At 70.3% G+C, this 15,931-nt stretch carries 20 protein-coding genes; 11 read left to right on the top strand and 9 right to left on the bottom strand.

Annotation, left to right across the window (positions count from 1 at the left end):
- Positions 1-42: 42 nt before the first annotated feature.
- Positions 43-1,788: a dihydroxy-acid dehydratase gene (ilvD, locus tag NLF94_RS05115; RefSeq protein WP_254840391.1), complete on the bottom strand. Its 1,746-nt coding sequence runs from the start codon at positions 1,786-1,788 to the stop codon at positions 43-45.
- Positions 1,789-1,928: 140 nt separating this feature from the next.
- On the opposite strand from ilvD, the gene NLF94_RS05110 reads away from it, so the two are divergent.
- From NLF94_RS05110 to NLF94_RS05070, 9 genes are all read left to right on the top strand, one after another.
- On the top strand, positions 1,929-2,069 hold the full coding sequence (locus NLF94_RS05110) for a rubrerythrin-like domain-containing protein (RefSeq protein ID WP_254840390.1): 141 nt from the start codon (positions 1,929-1,931) through the stop codon (positions 2,067-2,069).
- Positions 2,070-2,202: 133 nt separating this feature from the next.
- On the top strand, positions 2,203-3,174 hold the full coding sequence (locus NLF94_RS05105) for a beta-ribofuranosylaminobenzene 5'-phosphate synthase family protein (RefSeq protein WP_254840389.1): 972 nt from the start codon (positions 2,203-2,205) through the stop codon (positions 3,172-3,174).
- Between the two features lie 42 nt (positions 3,175-3,216).
- The gene (locus NLF94_RS05100; RefSeq protein ID WP_254840388.1) at positions 3,217-4,053 is read left to right on the top strand and encodes an RAD55 family ATPase; all 837 of its coding nucleotides are present in this window, start codon (positions 3,217-3,219) and stop codon (positions 4,051-4,053) included.
- A gap of 54 nt (positions 4,054-4,107) precedes the next feature.
- Positions 4,108-4,905, top strand: a complete 798-nt coding sequence (locus tag NLF94_RS05095) for a hypothetical protein (RefSeq protein ID WP_254840387.1) — start codon at positions 4,108-4,110, stop codon at positions 4,903-4,905.
- Positions 4,898-5,317 carry a DUF8135 domain-containing protein gene (locus NLF94_RS05090; protein ID WP_254840386.1) on the top strand — a complete coding sequence of 140 codons (420 nt, stop codon included), beginning with the start codon at positions 4,898-4,900 and terminating at the stop codon, positions 5,315-5,317. The genes NLF94_RS05095 and NLF94_RS05090 overlap by 8 nt, the downstream gene beginning before the upstream one ends.
- Before the next feature lie 43 nt (positions 5,318-5,360).
- Positions 5,361-5,684, top strand: coding sequence for a transcription factor S (locus NLF94_RS05085; RefSeq protein ID WP_254840385.1), 324 nt, complete (start codon positions 5,361-5,363; stop codon positions 5,682-5,684).
- Between the two features lie 48 nt (positions 5,685-5,732).
- Positions 5,733-6,431, top strand: a complete 699-nt coding sequence (locus tag NLF94_RS05080; RefSeq protein ID WP_254840384.1) for a hypothetical protein — start codon at positions 5,733-5,735, stop codon at positions 6,429-6,431.
- Positions 6,432-6,469: 38 nt separating this feature from the next.
- Complete coding sequence (locus NLF94_RS05075) at positions 6,470-6,967, top strand: YkgJ family cysteine cluster protein (RefSeq protein ID WP_254840383.1); 498 nt, start codon at positions 6,470-6,472, stop codon at positions 6,965-6,967.
- Positions 6,968-7,021: 54 nt separating this feature from the next.
- On the top strand, positions 7,022-8,050 hold the full coding sequence (locus tag NLF94_RS05070) for a deoxyhypusine synthase (RefSeq protein ID WP_254840382.1): 1,029 nt from the start codon (positions 7,022-7,024) through the stop codon (positions 8,048-8,050).
- Between the two features lie 83 nt (positions 8,051-8,133).
- On the opposite strand, the gene NLF94_RS05065 is transcribed toward NLF94_RS05070, so the two are convergent.
- Both NLF94_RS05065 and NLF94_RS05060 read right to left on the bottom strand, forming a co-directional pair.
- Positions 8,134-8,280 carry a hypothetical protein gene (locus NLF94_RS05065; protein WP_254840381.1) on the bottom strand — a complete coding sequence of 49 codons (147 nt, stop codon included), beginning with the start codon at positions 8,278-8,280 and terminating at the stop codon, positions 8,134-8,136.
- Positions 8,281-8,311: 31 nt separating this feature from the next.
- Complete coding sequence (locus tag NLF94_RS05060; protein ID WP_254840380.1) at positions 8,312-9,007, bottom strand: glycosyltransferase; 696 nt, start codon at positions 9,005-9,007, stop codon at positions 8,312-8,314.
- A gap of 255 nt (positions 9,008-9,262) precedes the next feature.
- Here NLF94_RS05060 and NLF94_RS05055 point away from each other — a divergent pair, with 255 nt between their 5' ends.
- Positions 9,263-9,676 carry a hypothetical protein gene (locus NLF94_RS05055; RefSeq protein ID WP_254840379.1) on the top strand — a complete coding sequence of 138 codons (414 nt, stop codon included), beginning with the start codon at positions 9,263-9,265 and terminating at the stop codon, positions 9,674-9,676.
- A gap of 17 nt (positions 9,677-9,693) precedes the next feature.
- Here the strand turns inward: NLF94_RS05055 and NLF94_RS05050 are convergent, their stop codons facing one another.
- From NLF94_RS05050 to NLF94_RS05030, 5 genes are all read right to left on the bottom strand, one after another.
- A complete protein-coding gene (locus NLF94_RS05050; RefSeq protein ID WP_254840378.1) occupies positions 9,694-9,918 on the bottom strand; it encodes a hypothetical protein in 225 nt (74 codons plus the stop codon).
- Between the two features lie 103 nt (positions 9,919-10,021).
- Positions 10,022-11,410 (bottom strand): calcium:cation antiporter family protein, encoded by a 1,389-nt coding sequence (locus NLF94_RS05045; RefSeq protein WP_254840377.1) that lies wholly within the window; start codon positions 11,408-11,410, stop codon positions 10,022-10,024.
- A gap of 75 nt (positions 11,411-11,485) precedes the next feature.
- The gene (locus NLF94_RS05040) at positions 11,486-12,064 is read right to left on the bottom strand and encodes an NAD(P)/FAD-dependent oxidoreductase (protein WP_254840376.1); all 579 of its coding nucleotides are present in this window, start codon (positions 12,062-12,064) and stop codon (positions 11,486-11,488) included.
- 93 nt (positions 12,065-12,157) lie between these two features.
- Positions 12,158-12,331: a DUF7556 family protein gene (locus tag NLF94_RS05035; RefSeq protein ID WP_254840375.1), complete on the bottom strand. Its 174-nt coding sequence runs from the start codon at positions 12,329-12,331 to the stop codon at positions 12,158-12,160.
- A gap of 84 nt (positions 12,332-12,415) precedes the next feature.
- Positions 12,416-13,723, bottom strand: coding sequence for a pyridoxal phosphate-dependent decarboxylase family protein (locus tag NLF94_RS05030; protein WP_254840374.1), 1,308 nt, complete (start codon positions 13,721-13,723; stop codon positions 12,416-12,418).
- Between the two features lie 127 nt (positions 13,724-13,850).
- Here NLF94_RS05030 and NLF94_RS05025 point away from each other — a divergent pair, with 127 nt between their 5' ends.
- Positions 13,851-15,182 carry an APC family permease gene (locus NLF94_RS05025; RefSeq protein WP_254840373.1) on the top strand — a complete coding sequence of 444 codons (1,332 nt, stop codon included), beginning with the start codon at positions 13,851-13,853 and terminating at the stop codon, positions 15,180-15,182.
- Here the strand turns inward: NLF94_RS05025 and NLF94_RS05020 are convergent.
- Positions 15,179-15,901, bottom strand: a complete 723-nt coding sequence (locus NLF94_RS05020; RefSeq protein ID WP_254840372.1) for a class I SAM-dependent methyltransferase — start codon at positions 15,899-15,901, stop codon at positions 15,179-15,181. The genes NLF94_RS05025 and NLF94_RS05020 overlap by 4 nt on opposite strands.
- Between the last annotated feature and the right edge of the window lie 30 nt (positions 15,902-15,931).

Genomic DNA, 15,931 nt, shown 5'->3' with positions numbered 1-15,931 from the left:
AAACGGTCGTTTCAGTCACGGGGTTCGGTCGGGAGTGTCGGCTCAGTCCTGCTGGGAAACGCCGGGATTGGTGACGGCCCCCTCGGCGGCCGACCCGAACGCCAGACCGTACTTCGCCAGGACGCCGCCCTCGTAGGCGGGGTCGGGCTGGTCCCGCTCGTCGAGGCGAGCCTCGAGTTCCTCGTCGGTGAGGTCGACCTCGAGGGTCCGGTCGGCGACGTCGATGGTGACCGTGTCGCCGTCCTCGAGGGCGGCGATGGGACCGCCGACGAACGCCTCGGGGGCGACGTGGCCGATGGAGAGGCCACGCGTCGCCCCCGAGAATCGGCCGTCGGTGAGCAGCGCGACGTCCTCGGCGTGGCCCTGGCCGTCGCGGGCGGCGGTCACGCCGAGCATCTCGCGCATGCCGGGGCCGCCCTGGGGCCCCTCGTTTCGGATGACGATGACGTCGCCCGATTCGATGTTGCCCCCCTGGACGTACTCGGTGGCGGCCTCCTCGCTTTCGAAGACGCGGACCGGGCCCTCGTGGTGGAGGTCGTCGGCGCCGGTGATCTTCAGGACACCCCCGCCCGGCGCGAGGTTGCCGGTGAGGATGCGGATGGCACCCTGCTCGTTCTTGGGGTTCTCGACGGTGTAGAGGAAGTCGGCGTCGAGGTCGGCGATTGCGGGCGGATCGACCCGTTCGAGCGCCGCCGCGAGCGTCTCGCCGGTGACGGTGAGTGCGTCGCCGTGCAGCAGGCCCGCCTCGTGGAGTTCCTTCAGAACGACCGGGACGCCGCCGAGTTCGTGGAGGTCGTTCATCACGCGCTCGCCGCCGGGCTGGAGGTCGGCTATCTTCGGGGTTCGCCGGCTGATCTCGTCGAACTCCTCGATAGAGAGGTCGACGCCGGCCTCGGCGGCCATCGCCAGCAAATGCAGGACGCCGTTGGTCGAGCCGCCGATGGCGACCTGCAGCGCGATGGCGTTCTCGAAGGAGTCCTTCGTGAGGAACTCGGAGGGCCGGCGGTCGGCCTCGACGGCGTCGAGGACGAGTTCGCCGGCCTCGCGGGCCACATCGTAGCGGGCCTCGTGTTCGGCGGGCGGGCTCGCGCTGCCCAGCGGCGCGAAGCCGATGGCCTCGCTGATGGAGGCCATCGTGTTCGCGGTGAACATCCCGCCGCAGGAGCCGGCACCCGGACAGGCGTTGCGCTCCATCTCGTCGAGTTCGGACTCGCTCATCTCGCCGGTCGCGACCGCACCGCGGGCCTCGAAGACGTTCTGGATGGTGATCGCGCGGCCCTCGTGTTCGCCGGGCATGATGGACCCGCCGTAGAGGAACACGGAGGGAAGGTCGGTCCGGATGGCGGCCATCATCATCCCCGGCATGTTCTTGTCGCAGCCGCCGATGGTCACCAGCGCGTCCATGCGCTCGCCGAAGGAGACCAGCTCGACGGAGTCGGCGATGACCTCCCGGGAGATGAGCGAGGCCTTCATCCCCTCGGTCCCCATCGAGATGGCGTCCGAGATGGTGATGGTGCCGAACTCGATCGGCATGCCGCCGCTGTCGTCGATCCCGTCGAGGGCGGCGTCGGCGACCTCGTCGAGGTGGACGTTACAGGGCGTGATGTCCGCCGCGGGGTTGGCGACGCCGACCATCGGCGCGGCCAGGTCCTCGTCGTCGAATCCCATCGCACGGAACATCGCCCGGTGGGGTGCCCGCTCGGTCCCCTCCGTGACCTCCCGGCTCCGCAGCCCCTCCGGTTTCTCCGTCGTGCCCGACTCGCGGTCGGGCGGCTCCTGGTGGCTCATGGAGGTCACTCGCCGCCGAGCGACTTAACCACCCGTGTACTGCCCAGTTTTTGCTGCGGTCCGCTGAGCTCGTTCTCCCGTTTGTAGAATATAAGGTGTATCAGGGAAAACGGTAATAATACGAACCTCTACCCGGGTGTATGAGACCGAAAACGGAAGAGAGTGGAGGAAAAGTGTACGAGTGTTTCGACTGTGGTTCCAGGGTGGAGGGGTCGACGTCGGGTCGGTGCGGGTCCTGCGGCGGCGAGCTGTGCCACCTCGGTCGGTCGCGGGACCTCTGATACGGATCGTTGTAACGATTTACCGGTGATCGCCCGTGCGGGGTCGGCGGTCACCGGTAAAAGACTACAACAATCCGTATGAGCCGTTGCCAGTGTCGAAACCCACAACCTGCTGACGGTCCAAGTGCCGGCGATGACGGTCCACGTCGCGGCCGGCGCCCGGCTCCACGTCGGGTTCTGCAACCTCTCTCTGGCTCACGAGCGCCTCTACGGCGGGGTCGGCGTGGCCCTCGAAGAGCCGGCCGTCCGGCTCGTCGCCGAACCGGCGGCCGAGGTGGTCTGTCCGGACCCCTTCGTCGCGGACCTCGCCGGGCGGGCCTGTGACCTGCTGGGCGTCGACGGCGCCGAGATCAGCGTCGAGGCGACGCTGCCCCGGCACGTCGGCCTCGGCAGCGGGACCCAGGTCGCGCTTGCGACGCTGGCTGCGGTCGCGGAGGCCCACGGCCGGGACCCCGAGGTGCGCGAGCGTGCGCCAGCACTGGGCCGCGGCGGGCGGAGCGGCGTCGGCGTCGCCGCCTTCGAGGGCGGCGGGTTCGTCGTCGACGCCGGCCACCCGACCGAGCGGTTCACCACGGCGCCGCCCGCCGAGGGGGAGTGGACGGTCCCGGCCGTCGCCGCTCGCCAGGACCTCCCCGAGACGTGGCGGTTCGTCCTCGTCGTCCCCGAGGCCGATCCGGGCCGGAGCGGCGACGACGAAGACGAGAGCATGCGCGCCGTCGTCGAGGGCGCGGACCCGTCGGTCGCCGACGAGCTATCGACGCTTCTGGTCCGGCGGCTGCTCCCGGCGGCCGCCGAGGGCCGTCTGGAGGCGTTCGGCGACGCCGTCGGCGCGTTCGGCCGGCTCAACGGCGCCTGGTACGCCGACCAGCAGGGCGGCGTCTACCGACCGCCGGCCGGCCGGCTCATCGACGCCCTGGCCGACTGCCCCGCCGTCCGGGGCGTCGGGCAGTCCTCCTGGGGACCGACCGTCTACGGGGTGACCGACGAGTCGATGGCCGGGCGTGCCCGGGCGGCCGCCGAGGACGCGCTCGCCTCGGCCGGCGCCGACGGGACCGTCCGGGTCGTCGCTCCCCGGAACCGCGGCGCGCGGATCGGGGTCGAGTGAGGAGGCTCCACGATTTAAGGTTCCGCGGGCGAAGGTGGGCGTATGGACCGAATCCCGTTCGGGATCAGACGGCTCGACACGACCATCGGCGGCGGTGCGCCGCCGGGTAGCGTCGTCCTCCTGTCGGGCCACGCTGGCGCCGGCGCCCGCGAGTTCATGTACACGTCGGCGGCGATGAACGGCCTCGCGGAGGGCGACCCCGAACTGTTCGACCTCTACTACGGCGGCCTCGACGACCGGGCGACGACCCCCGAGGAGGTCCACTACATCTCCTTCACGTCGGAGGCCCGGCAGGTCGAACGGGAGATGTCGCTGGCGATGGACGAAGAAATCGTCGAGGAGAGCATCGACAACGTCCAGTTCCACGACCTCTCGCCGGAGTTCTTCCGGCTGAGCCCGGTCCCCCGTGAGTGGTACTCCGAGCGGACGCGGAACGTCTCGGAACTGGGGCAGTCCCAGGACCGGAAGGGGGTCCCGGAGGCACTCGGCGACCGGCTCACCGAACACGGCGCGGGCAACGTCGTCGTCATCGACTCCATCGCGGACCTGGTCGGCGCCAGGAACGCCGACCTCACGTTTAGCGACATCCCCGTCCTGCTGAAGGGGCTCTCGCGGGCGGCCTACGAGTGGGGCGGCCTCATCCTCGCACACGTCAACCAGGAGACGCTGGACGACCAACAGCACGGCCAGCTGGTGGACGCCGCCGACGGGACGCTGCTGTTCGAGTGGGAGAGCGGCGGCTCGGATCGCGCCCGGACGATGATCGTCCAGCAGTTCCGCGGCGTCCTCTCCCGCATCGAAGACGAGAACATCGTCCGATTCGAGACGGAGATCGGCGACGCCGGGTTCGACATCAGCGACGTCCGGAAGATCCGGTAACGATCGGCGAGCGGGGGCGAATCCTTAACTTGGTAACGTTCGTAAGCTGATGAAATGGCTACCGAGTCGGCCGACGGGCCCGAAACGACCGTCTCGTTGCCGGCCCCGCTCGAGGAGTGGGTCGACGAACGGGCGGCGTCGCTCGGGGTCGACCGGGAGGAACTGCTGGTCCAGGTGCTGAGCGCCTACCGTGCGACGGCCGACCTCGACGGCGACGTCGAGGGCGCCACCGGGTCGACGGACGTCAGCGAACGGATTCAGACGGAGGTCGAGGCACAGCTCCGCGAGCGCGACGGCGAGATCAGCACCGTCGACGGCCGCATCGACTCCCTCGAAGCGGACCTCGAGGAGGACCTCGAATCGCTCCGAAACCGCGTCCTCCAGCTCCGGGACGCCGTCCGAAACAGGGCGAAGACCGACCACAGCCACGAGGAGTTGGCGCGTCTCTCGGACCGCCTCGACGAGGTCGCAACCGGCGTCGCCGATCTCTCGGAAGCGGTCGACGAGGTCGAGAGCGACCTCGCCGACGCCGACGCGAAACTCGACACGCTGGCGCGGGTCGTCCTCCGGCTTCGGAACGATTCGAGCGGTCGGTCCCCCGAGTCGCGGCGCCACCTCGAACGGCTCCGCGAGACCGCCAACCGTCGCGGCGTCTCGGAGGCCAGCTGCGACGCCTGCGGCGAGTCCGTCTCCATCCCGCTGTTGACCGAGGCAGCCTGTCCCCACTGCGACGCGGCGCTGCGCGACATCACCACGACCGGCATCATCTTCAGTCGGGCGAAGCTGACGGGTCCCGAGCCCGAACACGCCCCCGAGCCGGCCCCCGACTCCGGAGACGACGACGATGAGTGAGGAGTCGCCCTTCGACGACGTCGGGGACGACGACTCGAACGGCGCCGACGACGCCGACATCGCGGAGCTGTTCGACGACGTCGACATCGAGGCAGCCGACGAGGACGTCTGGGAGGAGCTGTCGACGGGCACCGAGCCCGCCGGCGAGGAGGGCGACCTCTTCGAGCAGTTCGCAGAGGAGAGTCCGACCGACGAGGAGACCACGCCCGTCGAGACCGACGGCGAGGAGGCGGTCGTCCCGAAGAACCGCTTCTGCCAGCGCTGTGAATACTTCGCCGAGCCGCCGGACGTGTCCTGTCTCCACCCCGGCACCGAAATCGAGGCGGTCGTCGACAGCGAGCGGTTCCGCGTCCGGAACTGCCCCGTCGTCGAAGAGCGGCACGGCACCGTCGACGTCCTCGACACCGAGTGACGCGAACCGCAGGCTTTTGCCCGCGCCCGTCCTGCGCCCGGACATGCAGTTCTGCGACGACTGCGGTTCGATGATGCACTCCCGGGAGGGGGAGATGGTCTGTTCGTCCTGCGGGGCGACCCAGTCGAAGGACGAAGAGCGGGCCGACGCCTTCGTCACGACGGAGGCCCAGAGCGACGACGACGTCATCGAGTCCTCGCCGGACGCCGACTTCGAGGGCAAGCCCACCGCCGACGACGTGACCTGCGAGGAGTGTGGCCACGGCGAGGCGTGGTACACCATCAAGCAGACCGGTTCGGCCGACGAACCGCCGACGCGGTTCTTCAAGTGCACCGAGTGCGGCAACCGCTGGCGCGGGTACAGTTGAGGCCCGGACCCGACAACGTTTTTGTCCCTCTCGACGGTGGGTGCGCCCATGCCGGCGAAGGCGACCGGAGCCACGACCGAACCGGAGGTTGTCGACCGCTTCGAGGGTGGCGTCGGGTGGATACCCCACCCCGGGGAGACGATGGAGCGGGCGAGTCACGCCCTCGCCACCGGCGGGGGCGTCTGGCTCGTCGACCCGCTGGACGCCCCGGGCGTCGAGGACGTCGTCGACGAGTACGGCGAGGTAGCCGGCGTCATCGTGCTCTCGAACCACCACGCCCGCGACGCCGACGTCTTCGCCGAACACCACGACGTTCCGGTGACGCTGCCGGCGCCGATGACGGACGTCGCGGAGACGCTGTCGGCACCGGTCGAACGGCTCGACGTCGGCGAGGCGGTCGGCGAGTACGAACTCCTCGAGGTGGCCCACGGCGCCGCCTGGCAGGAGTACGCCCTCTACGACGGGGAGACGCTGGTCGCCTCCGAGTCGGTCGGGACGGCCGACTACCAGACCGTCGGCGACGAACGGCTCGGCGTGATGACGATACGGCGGCTGACGCCGCCCCGGGAGGCCTTCGGCGACTGCTCGCCGGAGCGGGTCCTCTCGGGGCACGGACCGGGTCTCGAGGTGGGGGCCGCCGCGGCGCTGGAGGACGCCCTCGTGAACGCCCGGTGGCGGTTCCCGCGAGCACTCGTCGAGAACGGCCGGAAGCAGGTCGGGACGATGCTGGCGGCCGTCCGGACCTGACGCGACACGCATTTGCCGCTCCGGTCCCGACCGACGGTGTGCGCGTCGAGGTGTACCCGGGCAAGGAGGCCGTCGTCGACTTCGACCCCTCGCTGACCTTCGAGTGCGTCGACGACTGTACGTGGTGCTGTCGGCACGGCGTCCTGCTGTACGAGAAGGACTTCCTCGAACTCGCCGAGCGGGAGTCGCTGTCGGCGGCCGTCGCGCAGTTCCGCGGCCGGGACTTCGTCCGCCGGGAACCGAAGGCCGACGACCACCCCCACGCCGCCGAGGACGGCCAGGCGTGCTTCTTCCTGCGGGAGGACGGTCTCTGTGCGCTGCACGCCGAGCACGACTGGAAGCCCGCCCGCTGTTCGGTCTTCCCGCTGGAGGTCCACGTCGAGTCGGGCGACATCCACGTCTCGGTCCGCGAGGAGGCCCACGAGCACTGCGACGGTCTCGACGTCAGCGAGCGGCGCGTCGTCGAGCACCTCGACGCCTTCTTGCCCGAACTGCTGTGGAACCTCGACGATCCGACGACGAAGGTGGAACTGTAGCCTGCTCCGGTGGGAACCGCGTCCTTGAAACGGCCGCCGCCCGAGGACGGGACAATGAGCGACGACGACCAAGAGGGGTCGGTCCGCGAGGAGCCGGACCGCGAGGAGTTCGGCCACGACCCCGTCGAGCACGCCGGCGTCTCGGCGGGGATGACCGTCGCCGAGTTGGCCACCGAGTACGGCAAGGCCGGCATCGGCGCGGCGGACCTCCACGAGGCCATCGACGTGACCGCCGACATCTTCGACAGCCCGGAAACGACGACGTTCCTGGGGCTGGCGGGCGCGATGGTGCCGGCCGGGATGCGCCGCATCGTCGCCGACCTGATCCGGGAGGGCCACGTCGACGCCCTGGTGACGACGGGGGCGAACCTGACCCACGACGCGATCGAGGCCATCGGCGGCAAGCACCACCACGGCCGTCACTCCCACCCCGAACTCGAGGAGCGGGAGTTCGACGAGCGACTGCGCGAGGAGGAGGTCGACCGCATCTACAACGTCTACCTCCCCCAAGAGCACTTCGCGGCCTTCGAGGAGCACCTCCGGGCGGAGGTGTTCGAGGCGATCGGCGAGGAGGTCGTCTCCATCGCGGAGTTCACGCGGGAACTCGGCCGCGCCAACGCCGCGGTGAACGACCGGGAGGGAATCGAGGAAGCGGCCGGCATCGCGGCGGCGGCCTACGAGAACGACGTGCCGGTCTACGTCCCGGCCATCCAGGACTCCGTGCTGGGCCTGCAGGCGTGGCTCCGCTCGCAGGTGACCGGCTTCTCGCTGGACGCGCTCGCCGACATGTCGCCGCTGAACGACCTCGCCTACGAGGCGGACTCGACGGCCGCCATCGTCGTCGGCGGCGGCGTCCCGAAGAACTACGTCCTGCAGACGATGCTCGTGACGCCGGACGCCTACGACTACGCCGTCCAGTTGACGATGGACCCCCCACAGACCGGCGGGCTCTCGGGGGCGACCCTCGACGAGGCCCGCTCGTGGGGCAAGTTGGAGAAGGAAGCCCGCAGCGTCTCGGTGTACGCCGACGCGACCATCACGCTGCCGCTCGTCGTCGCAGCGGCGCTGGACGGGACCGACTGACGGCCGCCAGCCGGGACGCTCGCTCGTCGACCGTGCCCGCGGGTACGTCCCGGGAGAGGGAGCGCCTCGCGCACCGAGGCCGCCTACAGCGTCCGGGTGTTGGTGCTGCCGCACTCCGGACACTGGGTCAGTTCCCCGAGCGGGGGGTGTTCGACGGTGGCCCACTCGTCGGCCCCGACGGGTGCCTCGAAGCCGCACTCCAGACACCGGTGTGTGGTTCGGACTGACATACTAGACGGTGCGTCGCCGGAGCACTTAACGCTACTCCGCGTCGGTTCCGCTCCCCGTGGGACCGCTGTGACCCCGCCGCAGGCGGCCGACGTCGAGGCGGAGGTAATGATACAGTGTGCCCGAAAGCCCCGATTCGGCGACCCGGCGGCCGGAACTCTCGACGAGCGTCGCCGGACAGTAGCCCGTCGGCTCCGAGCGGCCGATGGTCCGGCTGAACGCCGTGTCCTCGTTCGGCACCTCGGGGAAGCCGCCGACGCTCTCGAAGGCGTCCCGGCGGACGAAGGTGTTGAACCCCGGCAGTATCGGGACCGACAGCCGCGGGAAGGCGTGGTTGATGGTCCACTCGACGAGCTTCGCCCGCCGGGGACCGGTGATCCGGCAGTTCGAGGTCGCCGCCGTCAGCCCCTCGCGGTCGACGAACGACAGCATCCGCTCGAGGTACTCCGGCGCGACCGTCGTGTCGGCGTCGACGAAGGCCAGCCACTCGCCCGCCGCGACCTCGGCGCCACGGTTGCGCCCGCTGGCGATGCTGTGGCCGCCCTCCCGGACCACGGTCGCCCCGTGATCCCGCGCGACGTCGGCGGTCCCGTCGGTGCTTCCGCCGTCGGCGACGACGACCTCGTAGCGCCGGTCGGTCTCCTGGGACTCGATGCTGGAAAGCGCGGCGTCGAGATAGCCCGCCTCGTTGCGGGCCGGCACGACGAAACTCACCGCTGGCACCGTCATCACCGGAACGTGTCTCTCGCTGCGAATAAAATAGCTGACGGATTCGACCCCCGCGACCGCCGGGATGTCGACGAGGGGCCGGACGAACGCTTCTACGGGCACTGCGATACGTCACCCACGCCGACGACGGCTTCGAGTCCGCCCGGGGCGTCCGGGAACGCCCGGCCGAGGACCCCTTCTGGTGGTCGTCGCGCGTCGCTTTCCCCGGCTGCCGGCTCGGAAAGGCTCAAACCGGCCGCCCACCAGTGACGACCCGTGCAGCGCTCGCTCCTCGTCTACGACGGCAGCAACGCCGTCTTCCGGGCCGCCGCCGAGGCGGTGACCTGCCGTTCGGAGACGATCCGGGCCGTCCGGTGGGACTCGGCGCCGATCCAGGCGTTCCTCGACGCCCAGTTCGACGGCCGTCCCTTCGCGTTCATGCTCGTCGAGGACGGGGTCGTCCACGTCGGCGGGGAGTCGGTCGCGCGCGTCCTCCGGCGGACGGGCGTCGACGACCGTGTGGTCGAGGGCCTGTCGCGGGCCTACTCGTCGGCCGCCAGGCCGATCACGCGGGTCGTCCACGGCCGCCCGGCCGCGGACCTCCACGGGACCTTCCAACTGAGACCGGCGGCGGCGACCCACCTCGAACCGCTCCGCCGGGTCGCGGAGATTCCGGTCGAGGAGGGGTAGCCGTCGCCGGGGCGGCGCTACCGACCCTCTCGAACCTGCCGGACCGCCGCCCGGAACTGCTCGTCGCCTCGCAGCAGGTGCCCACCCAGTTCGCCGACGAGCGCCAGTCCCGCCGCGAGGGCGACGACGCCGGCGGTGCCGAGGCCGGCGGCCGCTCCAGCCAGCCCGCCGGCGACGCCGGCAGCGACGCCGACGACGAGCGACTGCCCCGGCGTGTCACAGAACGGAACGTCGAGGGGCACACGCACCGTCGGTCCCGGGACCACCTTTCAGTTGCGGTGCGAACGGGCGGATCGCCCCCGACGCGACCGGACGGATCGGGCCAGGCACGGAACCGACGCGGTCTCAGTCGTCGGCGCCGGGAGTGGACTCCTCCTCGGGGAAGGCCGCGTGACTGATGGTGCCGGCCGTCTCCCGCAGGAGTGCCCGGAACGACTCGCGGCGCGAGACGAACAGCCCCGCGGCGAGGACGACGTAGACGGCGCTGTAGCCGACGAGGAGTTCGTAGGAGGTCGCCGGGAGCGCGACGCCGCGGATGATGAGGAACTCGAGGAGGACCTGCGAGACGAACAGCGTCAGGATGACGACCGCCTCCCGGACGGATATCTCGAAGTTGATCAGCACGGAGATGGCAAAGAGCGACTGGGCGGCGGTCAGCCAGATTTCGGCGGACTGCTTCTGGTCGAAGGGAAGCGCGCCGTACCGACCCAGCGCCAGCGAGTAGACGACGACGAGCGTCCCGATGAGCAGCGTCCACTGGTTGAGCTTCGAGGAGATGAGGGCGTTGAATCCGGCCGTCGAGCGGGCCTTGTTCACGAGGTAGACGACGACGATGAGCTCCGGCGACTCCGAGGCCAGCGGCGCGATCCACTGTATCATGAAGAAGGAGGGCACGCCGACCGCCTGGCCCAGTTCCTCGAGACCGTGGGCGAACGGCTCGACGGCGATGAAAATCAACAGCCCGGAGTAGACGAACAGGCCGACGACGGTCGCTACCCGCTTCGCCTTCGGGTACGTCTGGAGGTAGGCGGGCACGCCGATGTGGTGGGTGTCGGGGTCGACGTCGCCCCGCAGGACGACCAGGATGTAGGCGACGTAGATGCCGACCAGTACGAACATGTCGAGGGCGTCGATGCCGCCGCCGAGCGGGACGAGGAACGCCCAGGCGGTCGCCGCCAGCAGGAAGACGACCTCCAGGCCGATGCCGCGGTCCAGCGTGACGGCGTCGGCGAGGAAGCCGGACCGCGTCTCGACCGCGGGGTCGGCGGCGGAGCCGGCCCGGTAGACGGTGAACAGCGCGATGCCGGCCCAGCCGATGCCGATGAGGATGCGATTGGCGCCGGTCATGTTGGCGACCGCGAGGTTGCCGGCCTCGATGCCCCGTTCGGTGCCGGCGAACCTGCCGGCGTTGAACGCGTACAGCGCGTCGACGGCGTACTCGGGGGCGACCGCCAGCACCGCCAGCACCGCGATGGCGAACGAGCGGGGGACGTCCTTCTCGGCGGTCTCGGCCGCCCACGCCAAAAGGAAGGATGCCCCCAGCACGGCGACGCCGCTGAGGAGGACGATGCCGCCCGTCGGAATCGACGACACGAGGGCCGGCGGTTCGTAGGCAACCGTCGGCGCGATGAGGTCCAGAAGCAACGGGATTCCCGTCGTGAGGACCCAGACGACGACCCACGGCGCCGTGAGGGAGAACGCGGCCGCGAGTGCCTTCAGCGAGCGTCGTTTCATGATGGAAGCGGGAGCGTAGTCGAGTCGAGTCCCCGCCAGTTGGTATCGCTTTCGAATCGGCCTCGAACCCGCCGGTCACTCCCCCTCGGCGCCGAACAGTTCGTCGGCGTCGGCGGGCGTGTCGAAGTCGTGGAAGTTCTCGCCCTTCTCCTTCGAGAGGACGTTCAGCGCCGCGGCGGCGCCGTCGCCGGCCGAGATGACGGCCTGCCACTCCTCTTTTCGCACCATCGCCCCGGTCGCGTAGGCGTCCTCGACGCTCGTCTCCATCGTCACGTCGACGTCGACGACGTCGCCGTCGAACTCACAGCCGAGCGATTCGGCGAGGTCCCGGTTCGCACCCGTCGCAAGCACCAGATAGTCGGCCTCGTGGTCGCCCGACTCGGTCGTCACGTGGAAGCCCTCGTCGGTCGATTCGACGTCGGTCACCTCCTCGTCCTGGTGACGGTCGACGCCGAAACTGTCGACCTGTCTGCGTGCGGTCTCCAGGAACGCCGACCCGTCCTGGGAGCCGACGCCGAGGTAGTTGAACAGGTGCGCCTTGTGCATCCAGGTCCCGTCGGTGTCGAAGACGACGGTGTCGAGATCGTTCTTCTGGGTGAACAGTGCCGCACTGAGGCCGGCGGGACCGCCGCCAACCACGATTACGTCAGCCATGTGAGGCGCTTCGGGGGCCAGAAGGTTAGTCGTTCGCCCCCGGCGGCGGGCCCCGCGGGTCGGCGGCCCCGTGCCGGACGCGGCCGCCGGCGGTCACCGCCACGCCCGCAGCATCGGCGCCTCGCTGTGTGGAATCGAGAGCCACCGGTCGTCCCCGGAGACGTCGGCGATGACGAGGCGGGTCGTCTCGCCCGTCCGGTCGACCGCTGCCATGACCGTCGGCTCTCCGGTCGTCGACTCCCCTTCCCGCTTTCCCTCCCCGCTCACTACTGACAATAGTTAACATACCACAATAAGCGTTGCGGCCGACTCGGCGGTCGTGTTCGGTCCGGAGAGGCCGTCCGGTATCGGTCACACGAAGACGTCGTTGAGCATGTCGACGAGCGCCTCGGTCACCTCGTCGTCCTCGTCGAGGGACCCGCTCAGGCCGTACAGCGGGGCGTCGGCCTCCTCGGTGTCGGCGTCGCGGGCGGTGTCGACGGCCGCCTCCAGGTCCGCGAGGAACTCCTCGACGACGGGGGCGTGCTGGGCCATCGCCGAGAGATGCATGGATTCGGGGCGCTGCTGGCGCTCCAGTTCCCAGCCGTCGTCGGAGAGTTCCCGCTGGACGGTCCAGGCGTTTACGTCCGCCGACGTGGATTCGATGGCCAGCAGACTCATGTCGGGGTCGCTGACGACGGCGAGGTCGTCGTGGCCGGCGACGTGGTCGGCTATCTCCTCGGCAGCCCCCATCGCGTCCGCAACGAGGTGCTCGTAGCCGTCGCGGCCCAGGAAGTTCATCACGGCCCAGGCGGCCGCGATGGGACCGGCCGGCCGCGTGCCCTGGAAGTTCGGCGCAACGTAGATGCCGCCCGGCCACCCGTCGAAGGCGTAGTACTGGTGCCGCCGCAGTTCCCTGTCCCGGTACAGCACCGTCGAGACGCCCTTGGCGGTGTAGCCGTACTTGTGTGGGTCGACCGACATCGAGGTGACGCCCTCGACCGAGAAATCGTAGGCCGGGACGTCGTAGCCCAACTCGGGCAGGAACGGCAGGACGAACCCGCCGATGCAGGCGTCGACGTGACAGAGGACGCCGCGGTCGGCGGCGATGCCGGCCACCTCCTCGACCGGGTCGACGACGCCGTGCGGGTAGGAGGGCGCCGACGCGACCACGAGCGCCGTCCGGTCGTCGATGGCTCCGGCGATGGCGTCGGGGTCGGCCCGCCAGTCGTCGCGGGTCGGCGTCCGTATCGCCTCGAGACCGAGGTAGTGGGCGGCCTTCTCCCAGGCCGGGTGAGCCGTCTCGGCCATCACCATCGTCGGGTCGGTGACGTCGTCGACCTCGCGGGCACGCTCCCGGGCCGCGTAACTCGCACAGAGGATGCTCTCGGTGCCGCCCGAGGTGACGTTGCCGACCGCGTTCTGCCCGTTCATCATGTCGGCGACCATCCCGACCACCTCGTTTTCGAAGCTCAGGACGCTCGGGAACGCCAGCGGGTTCAGGGCGTTCTCGGAGGCGAACTCCCGGTAGGCCTCGTCGCGGACGTCGTGGACCTCCTCGCCGGCCGAGTAGACGAGACTCCAGGTGCGGCCCTCCGCCCAGTCGGCGTCGCCCTGCTGTCGTGCCTCCATCTGCTGTCGGAGCGTCTCGCGGTCCCGGCCAGTCTCGGGTAGTGCCATGCCGGAGGCGTTCCGCCCCCTCCGTCTAAAGCGTGGTCCCGAACGTTCGGCACGGGGCGCGCCCCCGGTCGGGGACGGGACCGCACTGGGCGGCGTTTTATGTCGCGGTGGGGTGAACCCCCGCCGGATGTCGGGCGAGTCACTCGAGGGCGACATCGGACTGTTCGAGGCCGTCGCCATCCAGGTCGGCATCGTCGTCGGCGCCGGTCTCTTCGCCGTGACGGGCGTGGCGGTCGCCGAGGCCGGTCCCGGCGTCGCCGTCTCCTACGTCGTCGCCGTCGTCGCCGTCTCGCTGTCGCTCGTCCCGACGGCCGTCCTGGGCGCGATGTACCCCACCGTCGGCGGCAACTACCGCTACCCGAGCCGGCTGTGGTCGCCGCGGATCGCTTTCCTGACGACCTGGGGGATGGCGGTGAGCGTCCTCGGCGGCGGCCTGCCGCTGTACGGCCTCAGTTTCGGACAGTACCTCGACTCGCTGGTTGCCGTCGACCCCCGGCTGACGGGCGCGGCCGTCGTCACGCTCTTCTTCGTCGTGAACCTGGTCGGCATCGAACCGGCCGCCCGGGTCCAGCAACTCATGCTCGTGACCCTCGCGGCCAGCCTGGTCGCCTTCGTCGTCGTCGGCGCGCCGGCCGTCGACCCCGCGAACCTCGACCCGGCGTTCCCCAGCGGGATCGGCGGCGTCCTCGTCGGCGGGGCGCTCCTGTACTTCGTCTGCATGGGCGCGAACTTCATCGTCGACGTCGGCGGCGAGATGCGCGACGCCGCCCTCACCATCCCCCGTTCCTTCTTCGTCTCCATCCCGCTCATCCTGGTCGTCTACGTCCTCACCAGTCTGGTCGCGGTCGGCTCCGTCGGGTGGCAGGCGCTGGCGAACGAACCGCTGTCGGTCGCAGCCGAGGCCGCGCTCCCGCCGGCGCTCGAAACCGCCTTCACCGTCGGTGGCGCCCTCTTCGCCATCGCCACCACCATCAACGCCGTCTACATGATAGCGCCGAAGTACCTCCTCGTGCTCGCCGACGACGGCGTCTTCCCATCGGCCTTCGGCGACGTGAACGACCGCTTCGGGACGCCACACTGGGGGCTGACGTTCGTCTACGTCGTCTCGCTGGCCTTCCTCCTCAGTCCGCTGTCAATCGAGCGGTTCAGCACGCTGATGGCGTTCGGCAGCATCGTCCTCGTGATGCCGGTGATGGTGGCCGCCGTCCTGCTGGTGCGGAACCGCGCGGACGCCTACGCCGACGCGCCGTTCCGCATCGCGCCGCGGACGCTCGTCGCCGTCTCCGTCGTCGCAGTCGTGTTGAACCTCGGTCTGCTCGCGCTGCTGGCAAGCGAGGAGCCGCGAACCTTCGCCGTCTGGGCCGGCCTCGTGGCCGTCGGCGGCGGCTACTACCTCCTCCGGGCCCGGCAGGCCGCCGCCAACGGCGCGCCGCTTCCCGACCGGATGGACGACCTCTAGGCGTCCCCGGGGTCGGGGACGAACGGGTACGACTGCCGCTGGCCCGTCGAGTTTCGCGCGACGATTCGGGCGACGGCACCCACCCTGCCGTCGGTCTCGCCCCTCGCGGGTCGCCCTTGCTCCCCGCTCGCTTCTTCCGAGGCCTCCCGCTGGTCGGCCTCGCTGGCCTCGCCCGTTTCGCGGTCTCCCGCCGACCGCCCGCGCCGCTCTCGCCCGGCCTCGTAGTGCAGCACCGTCGTGTCCAGACAGACCGCGAGCAGTTCGTTGGCGGCGAAGCGGTAGCGGTCGCCGCTCGGTCCCGACTGCACGTCGTCGGTCGTTCGGAGGTGGTGCTCGACGAACAGCATCCCGCCCGGCTTCAGCGACGCCTTGATGTCGGGCAGGCGGTCCACCGCGCGGTAGAAACTGATGGTGACGACGTCGTAGGCGTCGGTCGGGAACGCGTACTCCGTGAGGTCCGCCCGGACGGGGTGCAGGCGGTCCGCGACGCCGCGGGCCTCGGCGTTCTCGACGGCTATCTCGAGACCGGCCCGCGACCGGTCGACGGCGTCGACCTCGTAGCCGGACTCGGCGAGAAAGACCGCGTTTCGCCCGGTACCGGCCGCCACGTCCATCGCCCGTCCCTCCGGGAACGTCTCGACGTACCGCTTCAACAGCGCCGACGGTTCGGGGTCCCGCGGGTAGTCGCCCTGCCTGAACCGCTCGTTCCAGGTGGTCATGGTCTCGATTCGACGGCGGGGGACATGAAA

Origin of the sequence: Natronomonas marina (assembly GCF_024298905.1) — an archaeon.
Classification (GTDB): domain Archaea; phylum Halobacteriota; class Halobacteria; order Halobacteriales; family Haloarculaceae; genus Natronomonas; species Natronomonas marina.
This window is presented reverse-complemented; position numbering and strand designations above follow the sequence as displayed.

What these genes read in the sequence shown, in the direction of transcription:
- NLF94_RS05025 (WP_254840373.1), top strand. Translation starts at nt 13,851, where the DNA reads ATGTCGGGCGAGTCACTCGAGGGCGACATCGGACTGTTCGAGGCCGTC.
- NLF94_RS05100 (WP_254840388.1), top strand. Translation starts at nt 3,217, where the DNA reads ATGGACCGAATCCCGTTCGGGATCAGACGGCTCGACACGACCATCGGC.
- NLF94_RS05110 (WP_254840390.1), top strand. Translation starts at nt 1,929, where the DNA reads ATGAGACCGAAAACGGAAGAGAGTGGAGGAAAAGTGTACGAGTGTTTC.
- NLF94_RS05045 (WP_254840377.1), bottom strand. Translation starts at nt 11,410, where the DNA reads ATGAAACGACGCTCGCTGAAGGCACTCGCGGCCGCGTTCTCCCTCACG.
- NLF94_RS05080 (WP_254840384.1), top strand. Translation starts at nt 5,733, where the DNA reads ATGCCGGCGAAGGCGACCGGAGCCACGACCGAACCGGAGGTTGTCGAC.
- NLF94_RS05090 (WP_254840386.1), top strand. Translation starts at nt 4,898, where the DNA reads ATGAGTGAGGAGTCGCCCTTCGACGACGTCGGGGACGACGACTCGAAC.
- NLF94_RS05065 (WP_254840381.1), bottom strand. Translation starts at nt 8,280, where the DNA reads ATGTCAGTCCGAACCACACACCGGTGTCTGGAGTGCGGCTTCGAGGCA.
- NLF94_RS05095 (WP_254840387.1), top strand. Translation starts at nt 4,108, where the DNA reads ATGGCTACCGAGTCGGCCGACGGGCCCGAAACGACCGTCTCGTTGCCG.
- ilvD (WP_254840391.1), bottom strand. Translation starts at nt 1,788, where the DNA reads ATGAGCCACCAGGAGCCGCCCGACCGCGAGTCGGGCACGACGGAGAAA.
- NLF94_RS05060 (WP_254840380.1), bottom strand. Translation starts at nt 9,007, where the DNA reads ATGACGGTGCCAGCGGTGAGTTTCGTCGTGCCGGCCCGCAACGAGGCG.
- NLF94_RS05085 (WP_254840385.1), top strand. Translation starts at nt 5,361, where the DNA reads ATGCAGTTCTGCGACGACTGCGGTTCGATGATGCACTCCCGGGAGGGG.
- NLF94_RS05020 (WP_254840372.1), bottom strand. Translation starts at nt 15,901, where the DNA reads ATGACCACCTGGAACGAGCGGTTCAGGCAGGGCGACTACCCGCGGGAC.
- NLF94_RS05030 (WP_254840374.1), bottom strand. Translation starts at nt 13,723, where the DNA reads ATGGCACTACCCGAGACTGGCCGGGACCGCGAGACGCTCCGACAGCAG.
- NLF94_RS05105 (WP_254840389.1), top strand. Translation starts at nt 2,203, where the DNA reads ATGACGGTCCACGTCGCGGCCGGCGCCCGGCTCCACGTCGGGTTCTGC.
- NLF94_RS05070 (WP_254840382.1), top strand. Translation starts at nt 7,022, where the DNA reads ATGAGCGACGACGACCAAGAGGGGTCGGTCCGCGAGGAGCCGGACCGC.
- NLF94_RS05040 (WP_254840376.1), bottom strand. Translation starts at nt 12,064, where the DNA reads ATGGCTGACGTAATCGTGGTTGGCGGCGGTCCCGCCGGCCTCAGTGCG.